Source organism: Streptomyces nidicola (assembly GCF_050106155.1).
Taxonomy (GTDB): Bacteria; Actinomycetota; Actinomycetes; order Streptomycetales; family Streptomycetaceae; genus Streptomyces.
The window spans coordinates 3207180-3225117 of sequence record NZ_JBNBPI010000001.1 but is presented as its reverse complement, the minus strand read 5'-3'; the positions used below and the strand labels follow the sequence as shown (position 1 = coordinate 3225117).

Annotated in this window: 15 protein-coding genes; 12 read left to right on the top strand and 3 right to left on the bottom strand. The window is 69.9% G+C overall.

The window, feature by feature from the left end:
- Window positions 1-1224 precede the first annotated feature (1224 nt).
- The 7 genes from rsmD (at window position 1225) to mutM (ending at window position 6446) form a co-directional block, all read left to right on the top strand.
- On the top strand, window positions 1225-1824 hold the full coding sequence (gene rsmD, locus ACOKM3_RS14595; RefSeq protein WP_426900599.1) for a 16S rRNA (guanine(966)-N(2))-methyltransferase RsmD: 600 nt from the start codon (window positions 1225-1227) through the stop codon (window positions 1822-1824).
- 26 nt (window positions 1825-1850) lie between these two features.
- Entirely contained in the window at window positions 1851-2330 is a 480-nt protein-coding gene (gene coaD, locus ACOKM3_RS14590) for a pantetheine-phosphate adenylyltransferase (RefSeq protein ID WP_426900597.1), read from the top strand.
- A 91-nt stretch (window positions 2331-2421) separates the two neighbouring features.
- Window positions 2422-3528, top strand: coding sequence for an ATP synthase F0 subunit B (locus ACOKM3_RS14585; protein ID WP_426900595.1), 1107 nt, complete (start codon window positions 2422-2424; stop codon window positions 3526-3528).
- A gap of 146 nt (window positions 3529-3674) precedes the next feature.
- Window positions 3675-4319, top strand: a complete 645-nt coding sequence (locus tag ACOKM3_RS14580) for a YceD family protein (protein ID WP_266718907.1) — start codon at window positions 3675-3677, stop codon at window positions 4317-4319.
- Window positions 4320-4321: 2 nt separating this feature from the next.
- A complete protein-coding gene (gene rpmF, locus ACOKM3_RS14575; protein WP_030361955.1) occupies window positions 4322-4495 on the top strand; it encodes a 50S ribosomal protein L32 in 174 nt (57 codons plus the stop codon).
- Window positions 4496-4502: 7 nt separating this feature from the next.
- Window positions 4503-5303 carry a ribonuclease III gene (gene rnc / locus ACOKM3_RS14570; protein WP_426900593.1) on the top strand — a complete coding sequence of 267 codons (801 nt, stop codon included), beginning with the start codon at window positions 4503-4505 and terminating at the stop codon, window positions 5301-5303.
- A gap of 282 nt (window positions 5304-5585) precedes the next feature.
- On the top strand, window positions 5586-6446 hold the full coding sequence (mutM, locus tag ACOKM3_RS14565; RefSeq protein WP_426900592.1) for a bifunctional DNA-formamidopyrimidine glycosylase/DNA-(apurinic or apyrimidinic site) lyase: 861 nt from the start codon (window positions 5586-5588) through the stop codon (window positions 6444-6446).
- A 4-nt stretch (window positions 6447-6450) separates the two neighbouring features.
- On the opposite strand, the gene ACOKM3_RS14560 is transcribed toward mutM, so the two are convergent.
- A complete protein-coding gene (locus ACOKM3_RS14560) occupies window positions 6451-7392 on the bottom strand; it encodes a CAP domain-containing protein (RefSeq protein WP_426900590.1) in 942 nt (313 codons plus the stop codon).
- 152 nt (window positions 7393-7544) lie between these two features.
- On the opposite strand from ACOKM3_RS14560, the gene ACOKM3_RS14555 reads away from it, so the two are divergent.
- From ACOKM3_RS14555 to ACOKM3_RS14540, 4 genes are all read left to right on the top strand, one after another.
- Window positions 7545-7826, top strand: coding sequence for an acylphosphatase (locus tag ACOKM3_RS14555; RefSeq protein WP_426900588.1), 282 nt, complete (start codon window positions 7545-7547; stop codon window positions 7824-7826).
- Window positions 7827-8207: 381 nt separating this feature from the next.
- Window positions 8208-8411, top strand: coding sequence for a hypothetical protein (locus ACOKM3_RS14550; protein WP_306318751.1), 204 nt, complete (start codon window positions 8208-8210; stop codon window positions 8409-8411).
- A 234-nt stretch (window positions 8412-8645) separates the two neighbouring features.
- Window positions 8646-12203 (top strand): chromosome segregation protein SMC, encoded by a 3558-nt coding sequence (smc, locus tag ACOKM3_RS14545; protein WP_426900586.1) that lies wholly within the window; start codon window positions 8646-8648, stop codon window positions 12201-12203.
- Between the two features lie 232 nt (window positions 12204-12435).
- A complete protein-coding gene (locus tag ACOKM3_RS14540) occupies window positions 12436-13857 on the top strand; it encodes a sugar porter family MFS transporter (RefSeq protein ID WP_426900584.1) in 1422 nt (473 codons plus the stop codon).
- Between the two features lie 88 nt (window positions 13858-13945).
- Here the strand turns inward: ACOKM3_RS14540 and ACOKM3_RS14535 are convergent, their stop codons facing one another.
- Entirely contained in the window at window positions 13946-14923 is a 978-nt protein-coding gene (locus ACOKM3_RS14535; protein WP_426900582.1) for an LLM class flavin-dependent oxidoreductase, read from the bottom strand.
- Between the two features lie 65 nt (window positions 14924-14988).
- On the bottom strand, window positions 14989-16434 hold the full coding sequence (locus ACOKM3_RS14530; RefSeq protein ID WP_426900580.1) for a cytosine permease: 1446 nt from the start codon (window positions 16432-16434) through the stop codon (window positions 14989-14991).
- Between the two features lie 261 nt (window positions 16435-16695).
- Between ACOKM3_RS14530 and ftsY the strand changes: the two genes are divergently transcribed.
- Window positions 16696-17922, top strand: coding sequence for a signal recognition particle-docking protein FtsY (gene ftsY, locus ACOKM3_RS14525; protein ID WP_426900578.1), 1227 nt, complete (start codon window positions 16696-16698; stop codon window positions 17920-17922).
- Window positions 17923-17938: the final 16 nt, after the last annotated feature.

The window sequence follows — 17938 nt, the reverse complement described above, 5'->3', positions numbered from 1 at the left end:
GGGGCTGTGCCGGGGTGGGCGCCGTTGCATTCGGCGCACGGCACCGGCCCCTGTCCGGCTGTGCCGGTGCCCGGTCATCTCCCACCGCCCGCCCCCTCCGGGGGCTTTGGCCTGTCCGGGTCCGGGTTGCTGTGCCGGGGCGGGCGCCTGTCGTAGCTGTTGCGCGGTACCGGGGTGCCGCCGTGCCGTGGTCGACGCCTCCCGCCCTGGGAGCGCGGCATGGGGCCTTGGGGCTGTGCCGGGGACGGCGCCTGTCGTGAAGGGTGCGCGGCACCGGGGTGCCGCCTTGCCCACCCTGCCGCCCCAGGCGGCAGATTGCCCAAGTCGGCGACGGCCGACCGCAGTGGGTGGGGAGTCGTGGTTGCGGCGGATTGCCGAAGGCGGGTGGGGTCGACCGCAGAGGGTGGGGGAGCCGTGGCTGGCGGAGGTTGCCCAAGGCGGGTGTGGTCGGCCGCAGTGGGTGGGAAGTCGTGCTTGTGGCGGATGGCCCAAGGTGGTGGCGGTTGGCCGCAACGGGTGGGAACAGTGCAGGGCGGTGGATTGCCGTAGGCGGGTGCGGTCGACCGCAGTGGGTGGGGGAGCTGCGGTTGGCAGAGGTTGCCCGAGGCCGGGCATCCCTCGTCGTCCCGGGTGGGGAGCCGTGGCTGCCGGCGGATAGCCAAAGACGGGTGGCGGCACCCCGTCGGGCCGACGCCCCCGGAGGGGGCGGGTGGTGGGAGATGGGCGAGAGCCGGGCGATTGCCTGCGGGGCAGGACGACAATTCGAGCCCTGCGGCGGGTGGGCAAATCCAGCCCCGCCGGCGTTTGAGGCGCGGGGTCCGGGGCGGTGCCCCGAGGCCGTATCGCCGGTTCGGCACCGTCAGCCCCGTTCTTGGGTGAGAGTTCGCGGGGTCCGGGGTGGAGCCCCGAACCCGTATCGCCGGTTCGGCACCGTCAGCCCCGCTCGTGGACGAGAGCTCGCGGGGTCCGGGGTGGAGCCCGGTGTCCGTATCGCCGGTCGGCACCGTCAGCCCCGTTCCTGGGCGAGAGCTCGCGGTGCCCCGTGGTCGTATCGCCGGTCGGCACCGTCAGCCCCGCTCGTGGATGAGAGCCCGCCGGGGCCGGGGCAGCGCCCCGCGGCGTAGGAACGGTCGGCCCCGCCGCCCGGCAAGCGCACCGCGTCCACGTGCTGACAAACTGGACCCGCACCAGTCACACGGAAGACGAAGACAAGGACGTAGCGCGATGACCCGCGTGATCGCCGGAACCGCCGGCGGACGCCGCCTCGCCGTGCCCCCGGGCAACGGCACCCGGCCCACCTCCGACCGAGCACGCGAGGCCCTCTTCTCCACCTGGCAGGCGCTCCTCGGCGGCAGCCTCGACGGAACCCGCGTCGCCGACCTGTACGCGGGCTCCGGCGCCGTCGCCCTGGAGGCCCTCTCCCGCGGCGCGGCCCACGCACTCCTCGTCGAGGCCGACACCCGCGCCGCCCGCACGATCCGCGAGAACATCCGCTCGATCGGCCTGCCGGGAGCCGAGGCACGTACCGGAAAAGCGGAGCAAATCGTCGCGGGCCCGCCCCCAACTGCCCCCTACGACCTGGTCTTTCTCGACCCCCCTTACGCCGTCTCCGACGACGATCTTCGGGAGATCCTCCTCACACTCCGCGCCGGGGGCTGGCTCGCGGACGAAGCGCTCGTCACCGTGGAACGCAGCACCAGAGGCGGCGAATTCCGGTGGCCGGACGGCTTCGAGGGTCTGAGGTCCCGTCGCTACGGCGAGGGCACGTTTTGGTACGGTCGCGCCGCCTTGAACACCACCCTCACGTGCGACGACGCACGATGACCGGACCGGAGAGCGAGGGACATCCCGTGCGCCGCGCAGTCTGTCCGGGGTCGTTCGACCCCATCACCAACGGCCACCTCGACATCATTGCCCGAGCCTCCAAGCTCTACGACGTCGTGCACGTCGCGGTGATGATCAACCAGTCCAAGAAGGGACTGTTCGAGGTCGAGGAGCGGATCGAACTGATCCGCGAGGTCACGGCCGAGTTCGGCAACGTGGAGGTGGAGGCCTTCCACGGCCTCCTCGTCGACTTCTGCAAGCAGCGCGACATCCCGGCCATCGTCAAGGGCCTGCGCGCCGTCAGCGACTTCGACTACGAGCTGCAGATGGCCCAGATGAACAACGGCCTGTCCGGCGTGGAGACCCTCTTCGTCCCCACCAACCCGACGTACAGCTTCCTGTCGTCCTCCCTGGTCAAGGAGGTCGCGGCCTGGGGCGGCGACGTCTCGCACCTGGTTCCGCCGCAGGTCCACGAAGCATTGACGGAGCGCCTTCCCAAGAAGTGACGCGCACGCGCACGTTGGGCTTACAGTCGTCTCGTCCGTCTCCAACACCCCAGCCAAACCGGCGTCTAGACGAGAGAGTGGCGAGCACACGGTGGACGTGCAGAAGAAGCTCGACGACATCGTCAGCACGGTCGGTGGTGCGCGCTCGATGCCGATGTCGGCCTCGTGCGTGATCAACCGCGCCGACCTGCTGGCGATGCTCGAAGAGGTGCGCCAGGCGCTGCCCGGCTCCCTCGCTCAGGCCCAGGAGCTCATCGGCGGCCGCGAGCAGATGGTCGAGCAGGCCCACGCTGAGGCCGAGCGGATCATCGAGAGCGCGCGGGCCGAGCGGGGCACCCTGATCGCCGACACGGAGATCGCCCAGCGCGCCCAGGCCGAGGCCGACCGGATCCTCGCGGAGGCCCGCCAGGAGGCCGAGGAGGTCCGCGCGGAGGCCGACGACTACGTCGACTCCAAGCTGGCCAACTTCGAGGTCGTCCTCAACAAGACGCTCGGCTCCGTCGGCCGCGGCCGCGAGAAGCTGCTCGGCACCGGACCCGGCGTCGACGAGGCGGGCTACGAGGACGAGGACGCCCCCGAGCGCAGCCACGACCCGGAGACGCTGCGCCGGGACGCGGACGCGTATGTGGACACCAAGCTCGGCGCCTTCGAGGCGGTGCTCGCCAAGACCCTGGACGCCGTCGGCAAGGGCCGGCAGAAGCTGCACGGCCGCATCGCCAGCGACGACCTCGGCACGCTGGGCGTGGACGCCGAGGGGCAGCCGCACACCAGTGATGCCGACTACCTCGCGGGCCTCGCCGAGATCGGCGGCACCCAGGCCCAGCAGCCGGCCGCCCCGCAGCCCCCGCACATGCCGGCGCCTCCGCAGGTCCCCCAGATCCCCGCCCAGGCCCCCGAGCCCGCGCCCGCGTACGCGCAGCAGGGCCAGGACCCGTACGGCGGCTACCAGCAGCAGCCCTACGGCCAGCAGGACGCCTACGGCACCTACCAGCAGGACCCGTACGCGGCGTACCAGCAGGACCCGTACGCGTATCAGCAGCAACAGCAGCAGGACCCCTACGCGTACCAGCAGCACCAGCAGGACCCGCAGCAGCACCAGCCGCAGCAGGCCCAGGACAGCGCGCTCGACGAGACGAGTCTCTTCGACACGAGCATGATCAGCCTGGAGCAGATGCGGCAGTACGAGCAGGGGCGCTGAGCCGGTCCCAGGGGCAGATTGGGCCGTGAGCGAAAGGTCCAGTACCCTGGTTCTTCGGTCGCGCGTAGCACGTGCGTTCCGAGCTGCCCGGAAATTCGGGGCAGCGATCCCCACATGAGTTTCGAAGATCGAAAGCAGGACCAGCCCTGAACACCCACCTCGACCACCGCAACCCGTTCGTGTTCGATACGCACGAGCTGGGTCGGCGTCCTGGTGCCATGCAGCGGCTGTCCCGCACGATCGACGCTCCCAAGGAGTTCGGCCTCCTGGGAGTCATCGAGGTGCCGGAAGGCGCCCCGGTGGAGCTCGACCTCCGCCTGGAGTCGGTCATGGAAGGGGTGCTTGTCACAGGCACCGCCCGTGCATCGGCCAAGGGGGAGTGCGTAAGGTGTCTGGAGCCGCTCGTCCAAGAGGTCGACGCGGACTTCCAGGAGATGTTCTCGTACCCTGACGCCGACGACCGGGGCCGCGTAAAGGCGGAACCGGCCGACGACGCCGAGGAAGACGAGGACAGGCTCTTTCTCGAGGACGGCCTGTTCGACCTCGAGCCGGTGCTGCGTGATGCGGTGGTGCTCGCACTGCCGATGCAGCCGGTGTGCCAGGAAGACTGTGAAGGTCTGTGCTCCGAGTGCGGAGTGCGGCTTTCGGACGAGCCGGGCCACCACCACGACGCCGTCGACATCCGTTGGGCGGCTTTGCAGGGACTCGCTGAATCCATCCAGGACGGCGAGAAGGACGAGATGAGCGGCGCCGAAGCGCAAGCGGGCGTCGACGAGAAGCAGGAGAAGTAGCCGTGGCTGTTCCGAAGCGGAAGATGTCGCGCAGCAACACGCGCCACCGCCGGTCGCAGTGGAAGGCTGCGGTCCCCACCCTGGTTTCGTGTGAGCGTTGCCAGGAGCCCAAGCTGCAGCACATCGCGTGCCCGGCTTGCGGCACCTACAACAAGCGCCAGGTCCTCGAGGTCTGAGCGGCTGGTGAGAGGCACAGTGTCGAGCCCCAAGAAGGCGGATGACGCCAAGAAAAAGGTGGACACCACAGCCTCGTCCCACACGCTTCTGGAAGGGCGGCTCGGGTACAAGCTCGAGTCCGCCCTTCTGGTGCGCGCGCTGACGCATCGCTCGTACGCGTATGAGAACGGCGGCCTGCCGACGAACGAGCGCCTGGAATTCCTGGGCGACTCGGTCCTCGGCCTCGTGGTCACCGACACCCTCTACCGAACCCACCCCGACCTGCCGGAAGGCCAACTGGCCAAGCTGCGGGCCGCGGTGGTCAATTCGCGTGCACTTGCGGAGGTCAGCCGCGGGCTCGACCTGGGTTCCTTCATCCGGCTCGGCCGGGGCGAAGAGGGCACGGGCGGCCGGGACAAGGCGTCGATTCTCGCCGACACCCTTGAAGCGGTGATCGGTGCGGTGTACCTGGACCAGGGTCTGGACGCGGCGGGCGAACTCGTCCACCGGCTGTTCGACCCGCTCATCGAGAAGTCCTCGAATCTCGGTGCCGGCCTGGACTGGAAGACCAGTCTCCAGGAGCTGACGGCGACGGAGGGACTCGGCGTGCCCGAGTACCTGGTCACCGAAACCGGCCCGGATCATGAGAAGACCTTCACTGCTGCCGCCCGCGTCGGAGGCGTCTCGTACGGCACCGGCACCGGCCGCAGCAAGAAGGAAGCGGAGCAGCAGGCCGCCGAGTCCGCGTGGCGTGCGATTCGCGCTGCCGCGGACGAGCGGGCCGCTGCCGCGGATGCCGCGGTGGTCGATACGCCCTCCGGGACGTAACCGCTCCGCTTCCTACGCCCGTCCCACCGGTCAGCCGGAGGGGCGGGCGTTGTATTTTGCCTACGCTGCGGGGCTCCGCCCCGGACCCCGCTGGCTCTCGTCCAAAGGCGGGGCTCAATAGACGCAACCCGCCGCCTTGGGCAATCTGCCGCCTTGGACGGCAGGGTGGGCAAGGCGGCGCCCCGATGCCGCGCAACGATGACAAGGGCCCCTGCTGCGGGTTGTTTCGTGCGCGATACGCTCCCCTCAATCAACCCACCCGTCTCGTCCGGAGGACCCCCCGTGCCGGAGTTGCCCGAAGTAGAGGTCGTGCGGCGTGGGCTGGAGCGGTGGGTGGCGCATCGGACCGTCGCCGAGGTCGAGGTGTTGCACCCGCGGTCCGTGCGGCGGCACATCGCGGGTGGCGAGGACTTCGCGTCGCGGCTCAAGGGGCAGACGATCGGCGAGCCGAGCCGTCGCGGCAAGTATCTGTGGCTGCCGCTGGAGGGCTCGGGCCTCTCCGTCCTCGCCCACCTCGGCATGAGCGGCCAGCTCCTGGTGCAGCCGCACGACGCTCCCGACGAGAAGCACCTGCGCATCCGCGTCCGCTTCGCCGACGACCTCGACACCGAGCTGCGCTTCGTCGACCAGCGCACTTTCGGCGGCCTCTCGCTGCACGACACCGATGCCGCCGGCCTGCCCGATGTCATCGCGCACATCGCCCGCGACCCCCTCGACGCGCTCTTCGACGACGCCGCGTTCCACACCGCGCTGCGCGCGAAGCGCAGCACCATCAAGCGGGCCCTGCTCGACCAGTCCCTCATCAGCGGCGTCGGCAACATCTACGCGGACGAGGCACTGTGGCGCGCGAAGCTGCACTACGAGCGCCCCACGGGCACGTTCACGCGCCCGCGCACGGCCGAACTCCTGGGCCACGTAAGGGATGTGATGAACGCGGCGCTGAGCGTCGGCGGGACGAGCTTCGATGCCCTGTACGTGAATGTGAACGGGGAGTCGGGGTATTTCGACCGGTCGCTCGACGCGTACGGGCGCGAGGGGCTGCCGTGCCGGCGCTGTTCGACGCCGATGCGCCGGCGCCCGTGGATGAACCGGTCCAGCTACTACTGCCCGCGCTGCCAGCGCCCGCCGCGCACGCCGGCGTAAGGCGTCAGTAGCCGAAGTCCTGCGTCCACCACGGCCCGCCCGAGCCGAAGTGCACGCCGACGCCCAGGGTCTTGAAGTCGCAGTTCAGGATGTTCGCCTTGTGACCGGGGCTGTTCATCCAGGAGTCCATGACCGACTGGGCGTTCGCCTGGCCGCGGGCGATGTTCTCGCCGCCGAGGTCCGTGATGCCCGCCGCCTTGGCGCGGTCCCAGGGCGTCGACCCGTCCGGGTCCGTGTGGTCGAAGAAGTCCCGCGAGGCCATGTCGTCGCTGAACGCCGTGGCGAGCGAGGCGAGGCCGCTGTCCGCCGTCACCGGGGAGCAACCCACCTTGGAGCGCTCCTGGTTGACGAGGGAGAGGACCTGGGCCGATGCCGCCTTCTCCGATGTGGTCACCGAGCCGCCGCCGCCCCCGCTGGAGGGCGCCTTCGTGCGGGCCGGTGACGAGGGGGCGGCCGTCGACGGGCTCGCGCTCTTCGTCCTCGTACCGCTGTCGTCGGCGGACCGGGACTGCTGCGGACGCTTCGACGGTTCGGAGGTCCGGGGGGCTGCGCTCGAAGCGGACCGTGACGGCGTCGCGGACGGCGTGGCCCGCTCGGTGTCGCGGCTCGCCGCGGACGGCGCCCGGTCGTCGACCGCGCCGCTCGTGCCGCCCTGCGCGGTGACGTCGGGGGAGTCGGCGGCCTGCACCCTGCTGCCGTCACCGCCGCCGAACTTGAAGCTCCCGCCGCCGGGTATCAGCCCCGTGGTCACCGCGACCGCGCCCATCGCGACCGCGGCCGAGGCACCGAGCAGACCGGTGCGCAGCGGCACGCCGTCGCGCCGCTTGCGGTGGTGGGAGGTGCCGGGTTGGGCGGGAGGCGTGGGGCGCGGTGGGTACTCCGCGTAGCCCTGCGCAAAGTCGCTCGCGTGCGGGCGGCCGGCGGCGGAGCGTCGGTGGCGTCCCATGTCCTGTGCCTTCCTGGTCCTCTGGTCCTCGCGGTCGTCACTGTGGTGCGTGCTTCTCACCCGTACGAGTGAGGCTCGATGGTCGGGGACGCTACCCCAACTCCCCAGTGGGCGAAGTGCTCCGAGTGCTTTTGGCCGGTTAGCGTGCACCCATGAACGAAGAAGTACGGCTCACCGCCTGGGTGCGAGGACGTGTCCAACGTGTGGGTTTTCGGTGGTTCACCCGTGCACGCGCGCTGGAGATCGGCTCCCTGAGTGGTTTTGCTCTCAATCTGGACGACGGGCGTGTCCAAGTGGTCGCCGAGGGACCACGCGGCGCGTGTCAGCAACTGCTCGACTGGCTCCATGGCGACGACACACCCGGCCGCGTCGAGGGTGTGACTGAGATCTGGGACACGCCCCGCGGCGGTTACGACGGGTTTGCCATCCGCTGAGTCGTTGGCGCAGGCGGGCCCGGGTGAGGGGGCGCGGGACGTGCCGCAGGCACCTGCGTGCGGCAGAAACGCCCTGGTGGTTGCCAAGAACGGGGACTCGTGGCAGGCTCCCCGGCAACGGATGATCTCTACGCCCCCGGGCCCCGAACGTGAGGCCGTACCGCAGGTTCTGCGGCGCGAAGCCCCCGGTTTGCCCGCCAATACGGGGCGTGATCGTGTTGACCGTCAAACTTTTTGGTGAGACTCTGGAAGTCCCCGCGCACCTTAGCTGTTTGGCATGTGAGAACGGCAGCAATACAAGAAGTGCCAAGCACCGCGGGTGCGAATCCCTCACGACCCACACCGCTTCGGTCGGTCACTCATTGTGGAGGACCATCCATCATGGCAAAGGCGCTTCTCGGTTACGTCGGCGGCAGCGACCCGCGACTTCTCGCCGAGATGCGACGGCTCCAGCAGCGCGTCCAGGACCTCGAATCCGAGCTCGGCCGTATTCAGGCCGAGAACGACGCGCTCGCGGCTGCCGCTTCTCACGACTCTCTCATCGAGGGTATCGACGTACCCCAGGCGGAGCCTGCGCTCACCTGACCACCCCCAGCGACCCAGGTGGTCGGGCATCGCCCGTAACCAGCCGCTATCACCCGCTCGACCGAGTTATCCAAGGGACGCTTCGGCGTCCCTTTTTCCTCTCGGCCGGGCCTCCCGGTGCCCCCGTGCACCCTCTTGCGCTGACGTTCTATACGTCTGATGTGCCCTGCATGTTCACGCGTGAAACCGTGGGTTCATGGAGTGAGACAGGGGTGCCGGGTAGAGTCCGACGGCGTGCACCTCAAGGCCCTGACCCTGCGCGGGTTCAAATCGTTCGCCTCGGCCACCACACTGCGGTTCGAGCCGGGCATCACCTGTGTCGTGGGCCCCAACGGATCGGGCAAGTCCAATGTCGTGGACGCCCTGAGCTGGGTCATGGGCGAGCAGGGTGCCAAGTCGCTGCGCGGCGGCAAGATGGAGGACGTCATCTTCGCCGGCACGACCGGGCGGCCCCCGCTCGGCCGCGCCGAGGTCTCGCTCACCATCGACAACTCCGACGGCGCGCTGCCCATCGAATACGCCGAGGTCACCATCACGCGGATCATGTTCCGCAACGGCGGCAGCGAGTACCAGATCAACGGCGACACGTGTCGACTCCTCGACATCCAGGAGCTGTTGTCGGACTCCGGCATCGGCCGAGAGATGCACGTCATCGTCGGGCAGGGCCAGCTCGACGGCGTGCTGCACGCCGATCCCATGGGCCGTCGCGCCTTCATCGAGGAGGCCGCGGGCGTCCTCAAGCACCGCAAGCGCAAGGAGAAGGCGCTGCGGAAGCTGGACGCGATGCAGGCCAACCTCTCGCGCGTACAGGATCTGACCGAAGAGCTGAGGCGGCAGTTGAAGCCGCTGGGCAGACAGGCCGCCGTCGCGCGCCGGGCCGCCGTGATCCAGGCCGACCTGCGCGACGCGCGGCTGCGACTGCTCGCGGACGATCTCGTACGGCACCGTGAAGCGCTCAGCACCGAGGTCGCCGACGAGGCGGAGCTGAAGCGGCGCAAGGGCGCGGCCGAGGAGGAGCTGAAGAAGGCACAGCTGCGCGAGGGGCACCTGGAGGACGCGGTCCGGCAGTTGACGCCCCGGCTGCAGCGGGCGCAGCAGTCCTGGTACGAGCTCTCCCAGCTGGCCGAGCGGGTGCGCGGAACGGTCTCGCTGGCCGACGCGCGGGTCAAGAGCGCCACGGCGGCGCCCACGGAGGAGCGGCGCGGACGTGAGCCCGAGGACCTTGAGCGCGAGGCCGCGCGGGTGCGTGAGCAGGAGGCCGAGCTGGAGGCCGCCCTCGAAGCGGCGCAGGTCGCCCTGGACGAGACGGTCTCCCACCGGGCGGATCTGGAGCGGGAGTTGGCGGTCGAGGAGCGCCGGCTCAAGGACGTCGCGCGTGCCATCGCCGACCGCAGGGAAGGCCTCGCCCGCCTTCAGGGCCAGGTCAACGCCGCGCGCTCCCGGGCCGCTTCCGCGCAGTCCGAGATCGACCGGCTCGCCGCCTCCCGCGACGAGGCGCAGCAGCGGGCGGTCGCCGCGCAGGAGGAGTACGAGCAGCTGCAGGCCGAGGTCGACGGGCTCGACGCCGGTGACGAGGAGCTGACCGCGCGGCACGAGGCGGCCAAGACCGCGCTCGCCGAGGCGGAGGCCGCGCTGAGCGCCGCGCGGGAGGCCGCCACGTCCGGGGAGCGCAAGCGCGCGGCGCTCGCGGCCCGCCACGAGGCGCTCGCGCTCGGACTGCGGCGCAAGGACGGCACGGGTGCGCTGCTCGGCGCGAAGGACCGGTTGACCGGGCTGCTCGGCCCCGCCGCCGAGCTGCTGTCGGTGGCGCCGGGGCATGAGGTGCCGGTGGCGGCGGCGTTCGGCGCGGCGGCCGACGCGATCGCGGTGACCACGCCCACGGCCGCGGCCGACGCGATCCGCCTGCTGCGCAAGCAGGACGGCGGGCGGGCGTCGTTGCTGCTCGCCGCTGACGCGGACGGCTCGGCCACCGAGACTCAGCAGCCGGGTGGCCCTCCGTACGCCGCTGAACTGGTCCGCGGACCAGATGAGTTGATGTCTGCCGTGCGCCGGCTCCTGCGCGGAATCGTCGTCGTGGGGACGCTCGAGGACGCCGAGGACCTGGTGTACGCGCGGCCCGACGTGACCGCGGTGACCGCCGAAGGCGATCTGCTCGGGGCGCACTTCGCGCACGGTGGGTCCGCCGGGGCGCCGAGCCTGCTGGAGGTGCAGGCGTCTGTCGACGAGGCCGCCGCCGAGCTGGAGGAGCTGGCCGCCCAGTGCGAGCAGTGGGCCGAGGCGCAGCACGCCGCGGCCGAGCGGCGCACCGAATGCGCCGCGCTCGTCGAGGAGTTGGGGCAGCAGCAGCGGGTCATAGAGCGTGAGCGTTCCGGCCGGGCGCAGCAGCTCGGCCGGCTCGCCGGGCAGGCGCGCGGCGCCGCGGGCGAGGCCGAACGCAGCGCCGCCGCCGCGACCAAGGCGCAGGACGCGCTGGAGAAGGCCGTACAGGACGCAGAGGAGTTGGCCGAGCGCCTCGCCGTGGCCGAGGAACAGCCAGCCGACGAGGAACCCGACACCTCCGTGCGCGACCGCCTCTCCGCCGACGGGGCCAACGCCCGGCAGACGGAGATGGAGGCGCGCCTCCAGGTGCGTACCCACGAGGAGCGCGTCAAGGGGCTCGCGGGGCGCGCCGACTCACTCGACCGGGCCGCCCGCGCCGAGCGCGACGCACGCGCGCGTGCCGAGCGGCAGCGCGCCCGCCGCCAGTACGAGGCCTCGGTCGCCGAGGCCGTCGCGTCCGGCGCGCGCCAGCTGCTCGCGCACGTCGAGGTCTCCATCACCCGGGCCGACGAGGAACGGACCCTCGCCGAGCTGGCGAAGGCGGCGCGGGAGCAGGAGCTCGGAGCCGAGCGGGCGCGCGGCCGCGAGCTCAAGGAAGAACTCGACAAGCTGACGGATTCGGTCCACAAGGGCGAGGTACTCGGCGCCGAGAAGCGGCTGCGGATCGAGCAGCTGGAGACCAAGGCGCTGGAGGAACTCGGTGTCGAACCGGCCGGACTTGTCGCGGACTACGGTCCCGACCAGCTCGTGCCGCCCTCGCTCCCCGCCGAGGGCGAGGAGCTGCCCGAGGACCCGGAGCACCCGCGCAACAAGCCCCGCCCGTTCGTCCGTTCGGAGCAGGAGAAGCGGCTGAAGTCCGCGGAGCGCGCGTACCAGCAGCTCGGCAAGGTCAACCCGCTTGCTCTGGAGGAGTTCGCGGCGCTGGAGGAGCGTCATCAGTTCCTCAGCGAGCAGCTGGACGACCTGCGGAAGACCCGCGCGGACCTGCTTCAAGTGGTGAAGGAGGTCGACGAGCGCGTCGAGCAGGTCTTCACCGAGGCCTACCGGGACACGGCGCGTGAGTTCGAGGGCGTCTTCAGCCGACTGTTCCCGGGCGGCGAGGGACGGCTCGTCCTGACCGACCCGGAGAACATGCTCACGACAGGCGTCGATGTCGAGGCCCGACCGCCGGGCAAGAAGGTCAAGCGGCTCAGCCTGCTCTCGGGCGGCGAGCGGTCCCTGACCGCGGTGGCGCTCCTCGTGGCCATCTTCAAAGCGCGGCCGAGCCCGTTCTATGTGATGGACGAGGTGGAGGCGGCGCTCGACGACACCAACCTGCAGCGCCTCATCCGCATCATGCGGGAGCTGCAGGAGGCCTCGCAGCTCATCGTGATCACGCACCAGAAGCGCACGATGGAGGTCGCCGACGCGCTGTACGGCGTGTCCATGCAGGGCGACGGGGTGTCGAAGGTCATCAGCCAGCGGCTGAGCTAGGCCCCGCCTGTACCGACCCCTACCAGTGTTCAAGCCTTGAACGCAGTACGACACACCTATGCCTGAAATTCACAGGACCCGAAGTATTGACTTCAAAACATGAAGGCATAGTCTCTGCAACGTTGCTTTTACCTTCAGGTGGTGGGTGGCGCGAAGTTATGCGCCACTGGAATCGGATCTGAAGGGCTCGCCCCCACCCCCGGCAGCGAGGCCGGTGGCCCGAGGAGTACATGTGACCAGCAGTGCGGCACCAGTAGCGGGAGCCCGGCAGGAAGAGCCGGGCAATCTCCGACGTGTCACCTTGATCGCGGCCGGTGCCGCCATGGGTGGCTTCCTTTTCGGCTACGACAGCTCAGTCATCAACGGAGCCGTCGAAGCCATCCGTGACCGGTGGGACATCGGCTCCGGGACCCTCGCTCAGGTCATCGCCATCGCGCTGCTCGGCTCGGCCATCGGCGCGGCGACCGCCGGACGGATCGCCGACCGGATCGGTCGCGTGCGGTGCATGCAGATCGCGTCCGTGCTGTTCATCATCAGCGCCCTCGGCTCGTCGATGCCGTTCGCGCTGTGGGACCTGATGCTGTGGCGCGTCATCGGTGGCTTCGCCATCGGTATGGCCTCGGTGCTCGGCCCGACGTACATCGCCGAGGTGGCGCCGCCGGCCTACCGCGGCCGGCTCGGCTCCTTCCAGCAGGCCGCCATCGTGCTCGGCATCGCCATCTCGCAGCTGGTCAACTACGGCCTGCTGAACGCCGCGGGTGGCGACCAGCGCGGTGAGCTGCTCGGCCTGGAGGCCTGGCAGGTCATGCTCGGGATCATGGTGATCCCGGCCGCCCTGTACGGCGTGTTCACGTTCATGATCCCGGAGTCGCCGCGCTACCTGCTCGGCAAGGGCCGTCCCGACGAGGCCCGCAGGGTCATCAGGCAGGTCGAGGGCGACGGCGCCGACGCGGAAGCGCGCATCGCCGAGATCGAGCACGGCATGAAGAACGAGCGCCTGTCGACCTTCCGGGACCTCAAGGGCAGCTTCATCTTCAAGCCGATCGTCTGGGTCGGTATCGGCCTCGCGGTCTTCCAGCAGTTCGTCGGCATCAACGTCGCGTTCTACTACTCCTCGACGCTGTGGCAGTCGGTCGGTGTCGACCCGACGGACTCGTTCTTCTACTCGTTCACGACGTCGATCATCAACATCATCGGTACCGTCGTGGCGATGCTCCTGATCGACCGGGTCGGCCGCAGGCCGCTCGCCCTCATCGGCTCCGTCGGCATGGTCATCGGTCTCGCGCTGGAGGCCTGGGCGTTCTCGTACGACCTGGTCGACGGCAAGCTGCCGAACGCGCAGGGCTGGGTCGCCCTGATCGCCGCCCACTGGTTCGTCTTCTTCTTCGCGATGAGCTGGGGCGTCATCCTCTGGGTCATGGTCGGCGAGATGTTCCCGCCGAAGATCCGGGCCACCGCCATCGGTGTCGCGTCGATGTTCAACTGGCTGGCGAACTACACCATCACCGCGACGTTCCCGTCCCTGTCCGACTGGAACCTGAGCGGCACGTACGTGATCTACACGATCTTCGCGGCGCTCTCCATCCCCTTCACCCTGAAGTTCGTGAAGGAGTACAAGGGCAAGACACTGGAGGAAGCGGAAACGGTCGTCTGACCTCCGCCTCCCCTCCCCGAGACCGGGGAGATGGATTCAAGTCCCCGCTGCCATCTCCCCGCTTCTGTGACTGCCCCGGCTGAAGGACCTACGACTGGTCCTTCAGCCGGGGCAGTACGTTTTCGCAGTACAGCTGCAGGCTGCGGCGGCCCTCGTCCAGGGGCATGCCGCCGGACAGCGGGTGCAGGATGAAGTTGTCGAGCCCCTGGGCCAGGCACTCCTCGGGCGTGAGCACCCGGTAGACGCCCTCGGCGCGCAGCTCCTCGACCGACGAGGCCCCCGATTTCACGGCCGACTTGATGTCCCCCGACTGCCAGGACGCGTACGTCCGTGCCTCGTGCAGGAAGTGTTCGCCGTGCTTGGCCCAGGTGCGGTCCGGATCGTCGGACAGGTGCAGGAGCGGGGTCACCTTCCCCGGCATCATGGTCCAGCCCTCGGTCCCGTACTCCTCCAGGAGTTCCTTGTAGTACGCCTCGATCTCCGGCAGGTGTGCGCTCGGGAAGAACGGGAGGCCGAGCCGGGCCGCCCGGCGTGCGGCCGCCTTCGAGGAGCCGCCGACCAGGAGCAGCGGGTGCGGCTGGGTGAAGGGGCGCGGGGTGACGCGGACCCGGCGGCCGCGGAACTCGAACTCCTCGCCGGTCCAGGCCTTGAGCAGCGTTTCGAGCAGCTCGTCCTGGAGCTTGCCGCGCCGCTTCCACTCCACGTCGAACTGCGCGTACTCCTCGGGCCGGTAGCCGATGCCGGAGACCGTCACCAGGCGGCCGCCGCTGAGCAGGTCGAGCACGGCGATGTCCTCGGCGAGGCGGAGCGGGTCGTGCAGCGGGCCGATGATCGCGGAGACGGTGACCGCGATGCGCTTCGTGGCGCCGAGGACCGCGCCCGCGAAGGTGAAGGGTGAGGGCAGCCAGTTGTTGGCGACGCCGTGGTGCTCCTCGGTCTGCACCGTGTCGATGCCCTGCTCGTCGGCGTAGCGGGCCATCTCGACGGCCGCCTGGTAGCGGGCGGCGAGCGTCTCGGGCGTGCCGGCGGGGTCGACGAGGTTGAACCGTACGACGGACACGGGCATGGAAAAGTCCCCCTCCGCGAGGCGTGGAGCCGGATTCGTGGAGGGGGACGTTAGCTGACGGAGCGTCAGGAGGCCATGGCCTCGACGGCCTCGGACTCGTCAGGGGCCTTCGTGGTGTCGGCCGGCTTGGGCAGCGCCAGGTACAGCAGGCCGGAGACGACGATCGTGACGACCCAGCCGAGGCCGTACTCACCGACGAAGTTGTTCGAGGCGAGCGGGCCCGAGAACCAGGTCGACGACGTGAACAGCAGGCCGACGACCAGGCCGACCGCCCAGGCGACGCACGCGGCGGGGGAGAAGCCGCCCTTGTACCAGTAGGCGCTGGTGCGGGTGGTGTCGATGAGGGCGGCGGCGTCGTAGTGCTTGCGCTTGAACATGTCCGCGCCGAAGACGCCGACCCAGGCGGAGAAGGCCACGGCGAGCAGCGAGAGGAAGGAGATGAACGAGCTCATGAAGCTCGTCGCGACCAGCATCAGGATGGCGCCGAAGACCAGCGAGATCAGCGCGTTGATGGAGACGGCCCAGTGGCGCGGCACCTTGAAGCCGAGGGTCTGCGCCGTGAAGCCGGCCGAGTACATCGACATGGCGTTGATCAGCAGCATGCCGACCAGGGCGATCAGCAGGTACGGCACCGCGATCCACAGCGGCAGGATCTCGCCGAGGAAGGAGACCGGGTCCTGGGCGGAGGCCAGGTCGGGCGTGGAGACCGCCATCACGGCGCCCATCAGGACCATCGGCAGCACGACGATACCGGCGCCGCCGATCGAGTTCCCGATGATCCCCTTGGTGGAGGCGGTGCGCGGCAGGTAGCGGGTGAAGTCGGGGGAGGACGGGATCCAGCTGACGCCACCGGCGGCGATCATGCCGATGCCCGCGACCATCAGGGAGGTCTTACCAGTGGGCTGCCCGAAGACCTCGGACCAGTCGGTGTTGATGATCAGGTAGACCAGCACCAGGACCGAGAAGATCCCGAAGAGGTACGTCGCGTACTTGTTGCACATCTGCACGACGTTGATGCCGAGGCCCGAGATCGCGAACGTGGCGCACACGAACAGGAACAGGGTGAGGATCACCAGGAAGTTGTTCTGTTTGATGCCGAACAGGATGTCCAGGACGGTGAGCACGGCGTACGCGCCGGTCACCGCGTTGATCGTCTCCCAGCCCCAGCGCGCGACCCAGATCAGCGAGCCGGGCAGCAGGTTGCCGCGCTGCCCGAACACCGCGCGGGAGAGCGCCATGCCGGGCGCGCCACCGCGCTTGCCCGCGATGCCGATCAGACCCACGAGGCCGTACGACACGATGGGCGCCGCGATGGCGACGACGATGGCCTGCCAGAAGTTCAGCTTGTACGTCACGACGAGGCTCGCGCCCATCGTGAGCAACAGCACGCTGATGTTGGCGGCGACCCAGGTGGGGAAGAGCTCGCGGGTCTTGGCGGTGCGCTCGGCGTCGGGGACGGGCTCGATGCCGCGTGTCTCCAGCGCGCCTTCGGCTTCGGCGGTCTTGCTCATGCGGTGGGGTTCCGTGCCTCTCGCTCGGCTCGGCCGTGGGGGACGGAGAGCCGGTGGGGGGGGGTGACGGGCCCGCAGGGCCCTTGTGGAGTGGGTGTCGAGATCTGGGCGTGGTGTCCGGATCGCGTTGGACTCTACGCGCGTTGATGCGACGACTGCCATCGTACTTTAGTCCGAGTCGAACCCGTCAGAGGCCTTTGTCCTTTGGAGGAAGGCACGAACAAGGCTCGGGCGGGGTCCATGACTGATACTGGACGGGTTATGGAAACCGTCATCCTTGCTGTAGTCATCGCCGTGGTCGTGATCGGCGCGCTCGGCGGGCTCGTGATCGGCAGCCGCAAGAAGAAGCAGCTGCCCCCGTCCCCGCCGTCGGCGCCCGACATCACCACCGCCCCGCCCGCCGAGCCGCACGTCGGCGAAGAGGCCGAGACGCCGCGCGACGAAGCGCGGCGCACGATCGAAGAGGTCGATCTCCCCACCGCCGAGCCGGCCGTGGAAGAGGAACCCGAGGCCCCGGCCGTCGAGGAGCCCGCCGCTCCCGAGGTCGAGGTTCCGGAGCCGACCGCGGGCCGCCTCGTGCGGCTGCGCGCCCGCCTTTCCCGGTCGCAGAACGCGCTCGGCAAGGGCCTGCTCACCCTCCTGTCCCGCGAGCACCTCGACGAGGACACGTGGGAGGAGATCGAGGACACGCTGCTCACCGCCGATGTCGGCGTGCAGCCCACCCAGGAACTGGTCGAGAACCTGCGCGAGCGCGTCAAGGTGCTCGGTACCCGCACGCCGGACGAGCTGCGCGCGCTGCTGCGCGAGGAGCTCCTCAAGCTGCTGGTCCCCGAGTTCGACCGCACCGTGAAGACCGAGGGCTTCGCCACCGAGGGCACGACGCCCGGCATCGTGATGGTCGTCGGCGTCAACGGCACCGGCAAGACCACCACCACCGGCAAGCTCGCGCGCGTGCTCGTCGCCGACGGCAAGAACGTGGTGCTCGGCGCCGCGGACACCTTCCGTGCCGCTGCCGCCGACCAGCTGCAGACGTGGGGCGAGCGGGTCGGTGCGCGCACCGTGCGCGGCCCCGAGGGCGGCGACCCGGCCTCCATCGCCTTCGACTCCGTCAAGGAGGGCATCGAGGAGGGCGCCGACGTCGTCCTCATCGACACCGCGGGGCGCCTGCACACCAAGACCGGGCTCATGGACGAGCTCGGCAAGGTCAAGCGGGTCGTGGAGAAGCACGCGCCGCTCGACGAGGTGCTGCTCGTGCTCGACGCGACGACCGGGCAGAACGGTCTGGTCCAGGCCCGCGTGTTCGCCGAGGTCGTCGACATCACGGGCATCGTGCTGACCAAGCTGGACGGCACGGCCAAGGGCGGCATCGTCGTGGCCGTGCAGCGGGAGCTGGGGGTGCCGGTCAAGCTCGTGGGTCTCGGCGAGGGGCCCGACGACCTGGCGCCGTTCGAGCCGGAGGCGTTCGTGGATGCGCTTATCGGCGAGTAGCGGAAGTTCTCTTCGC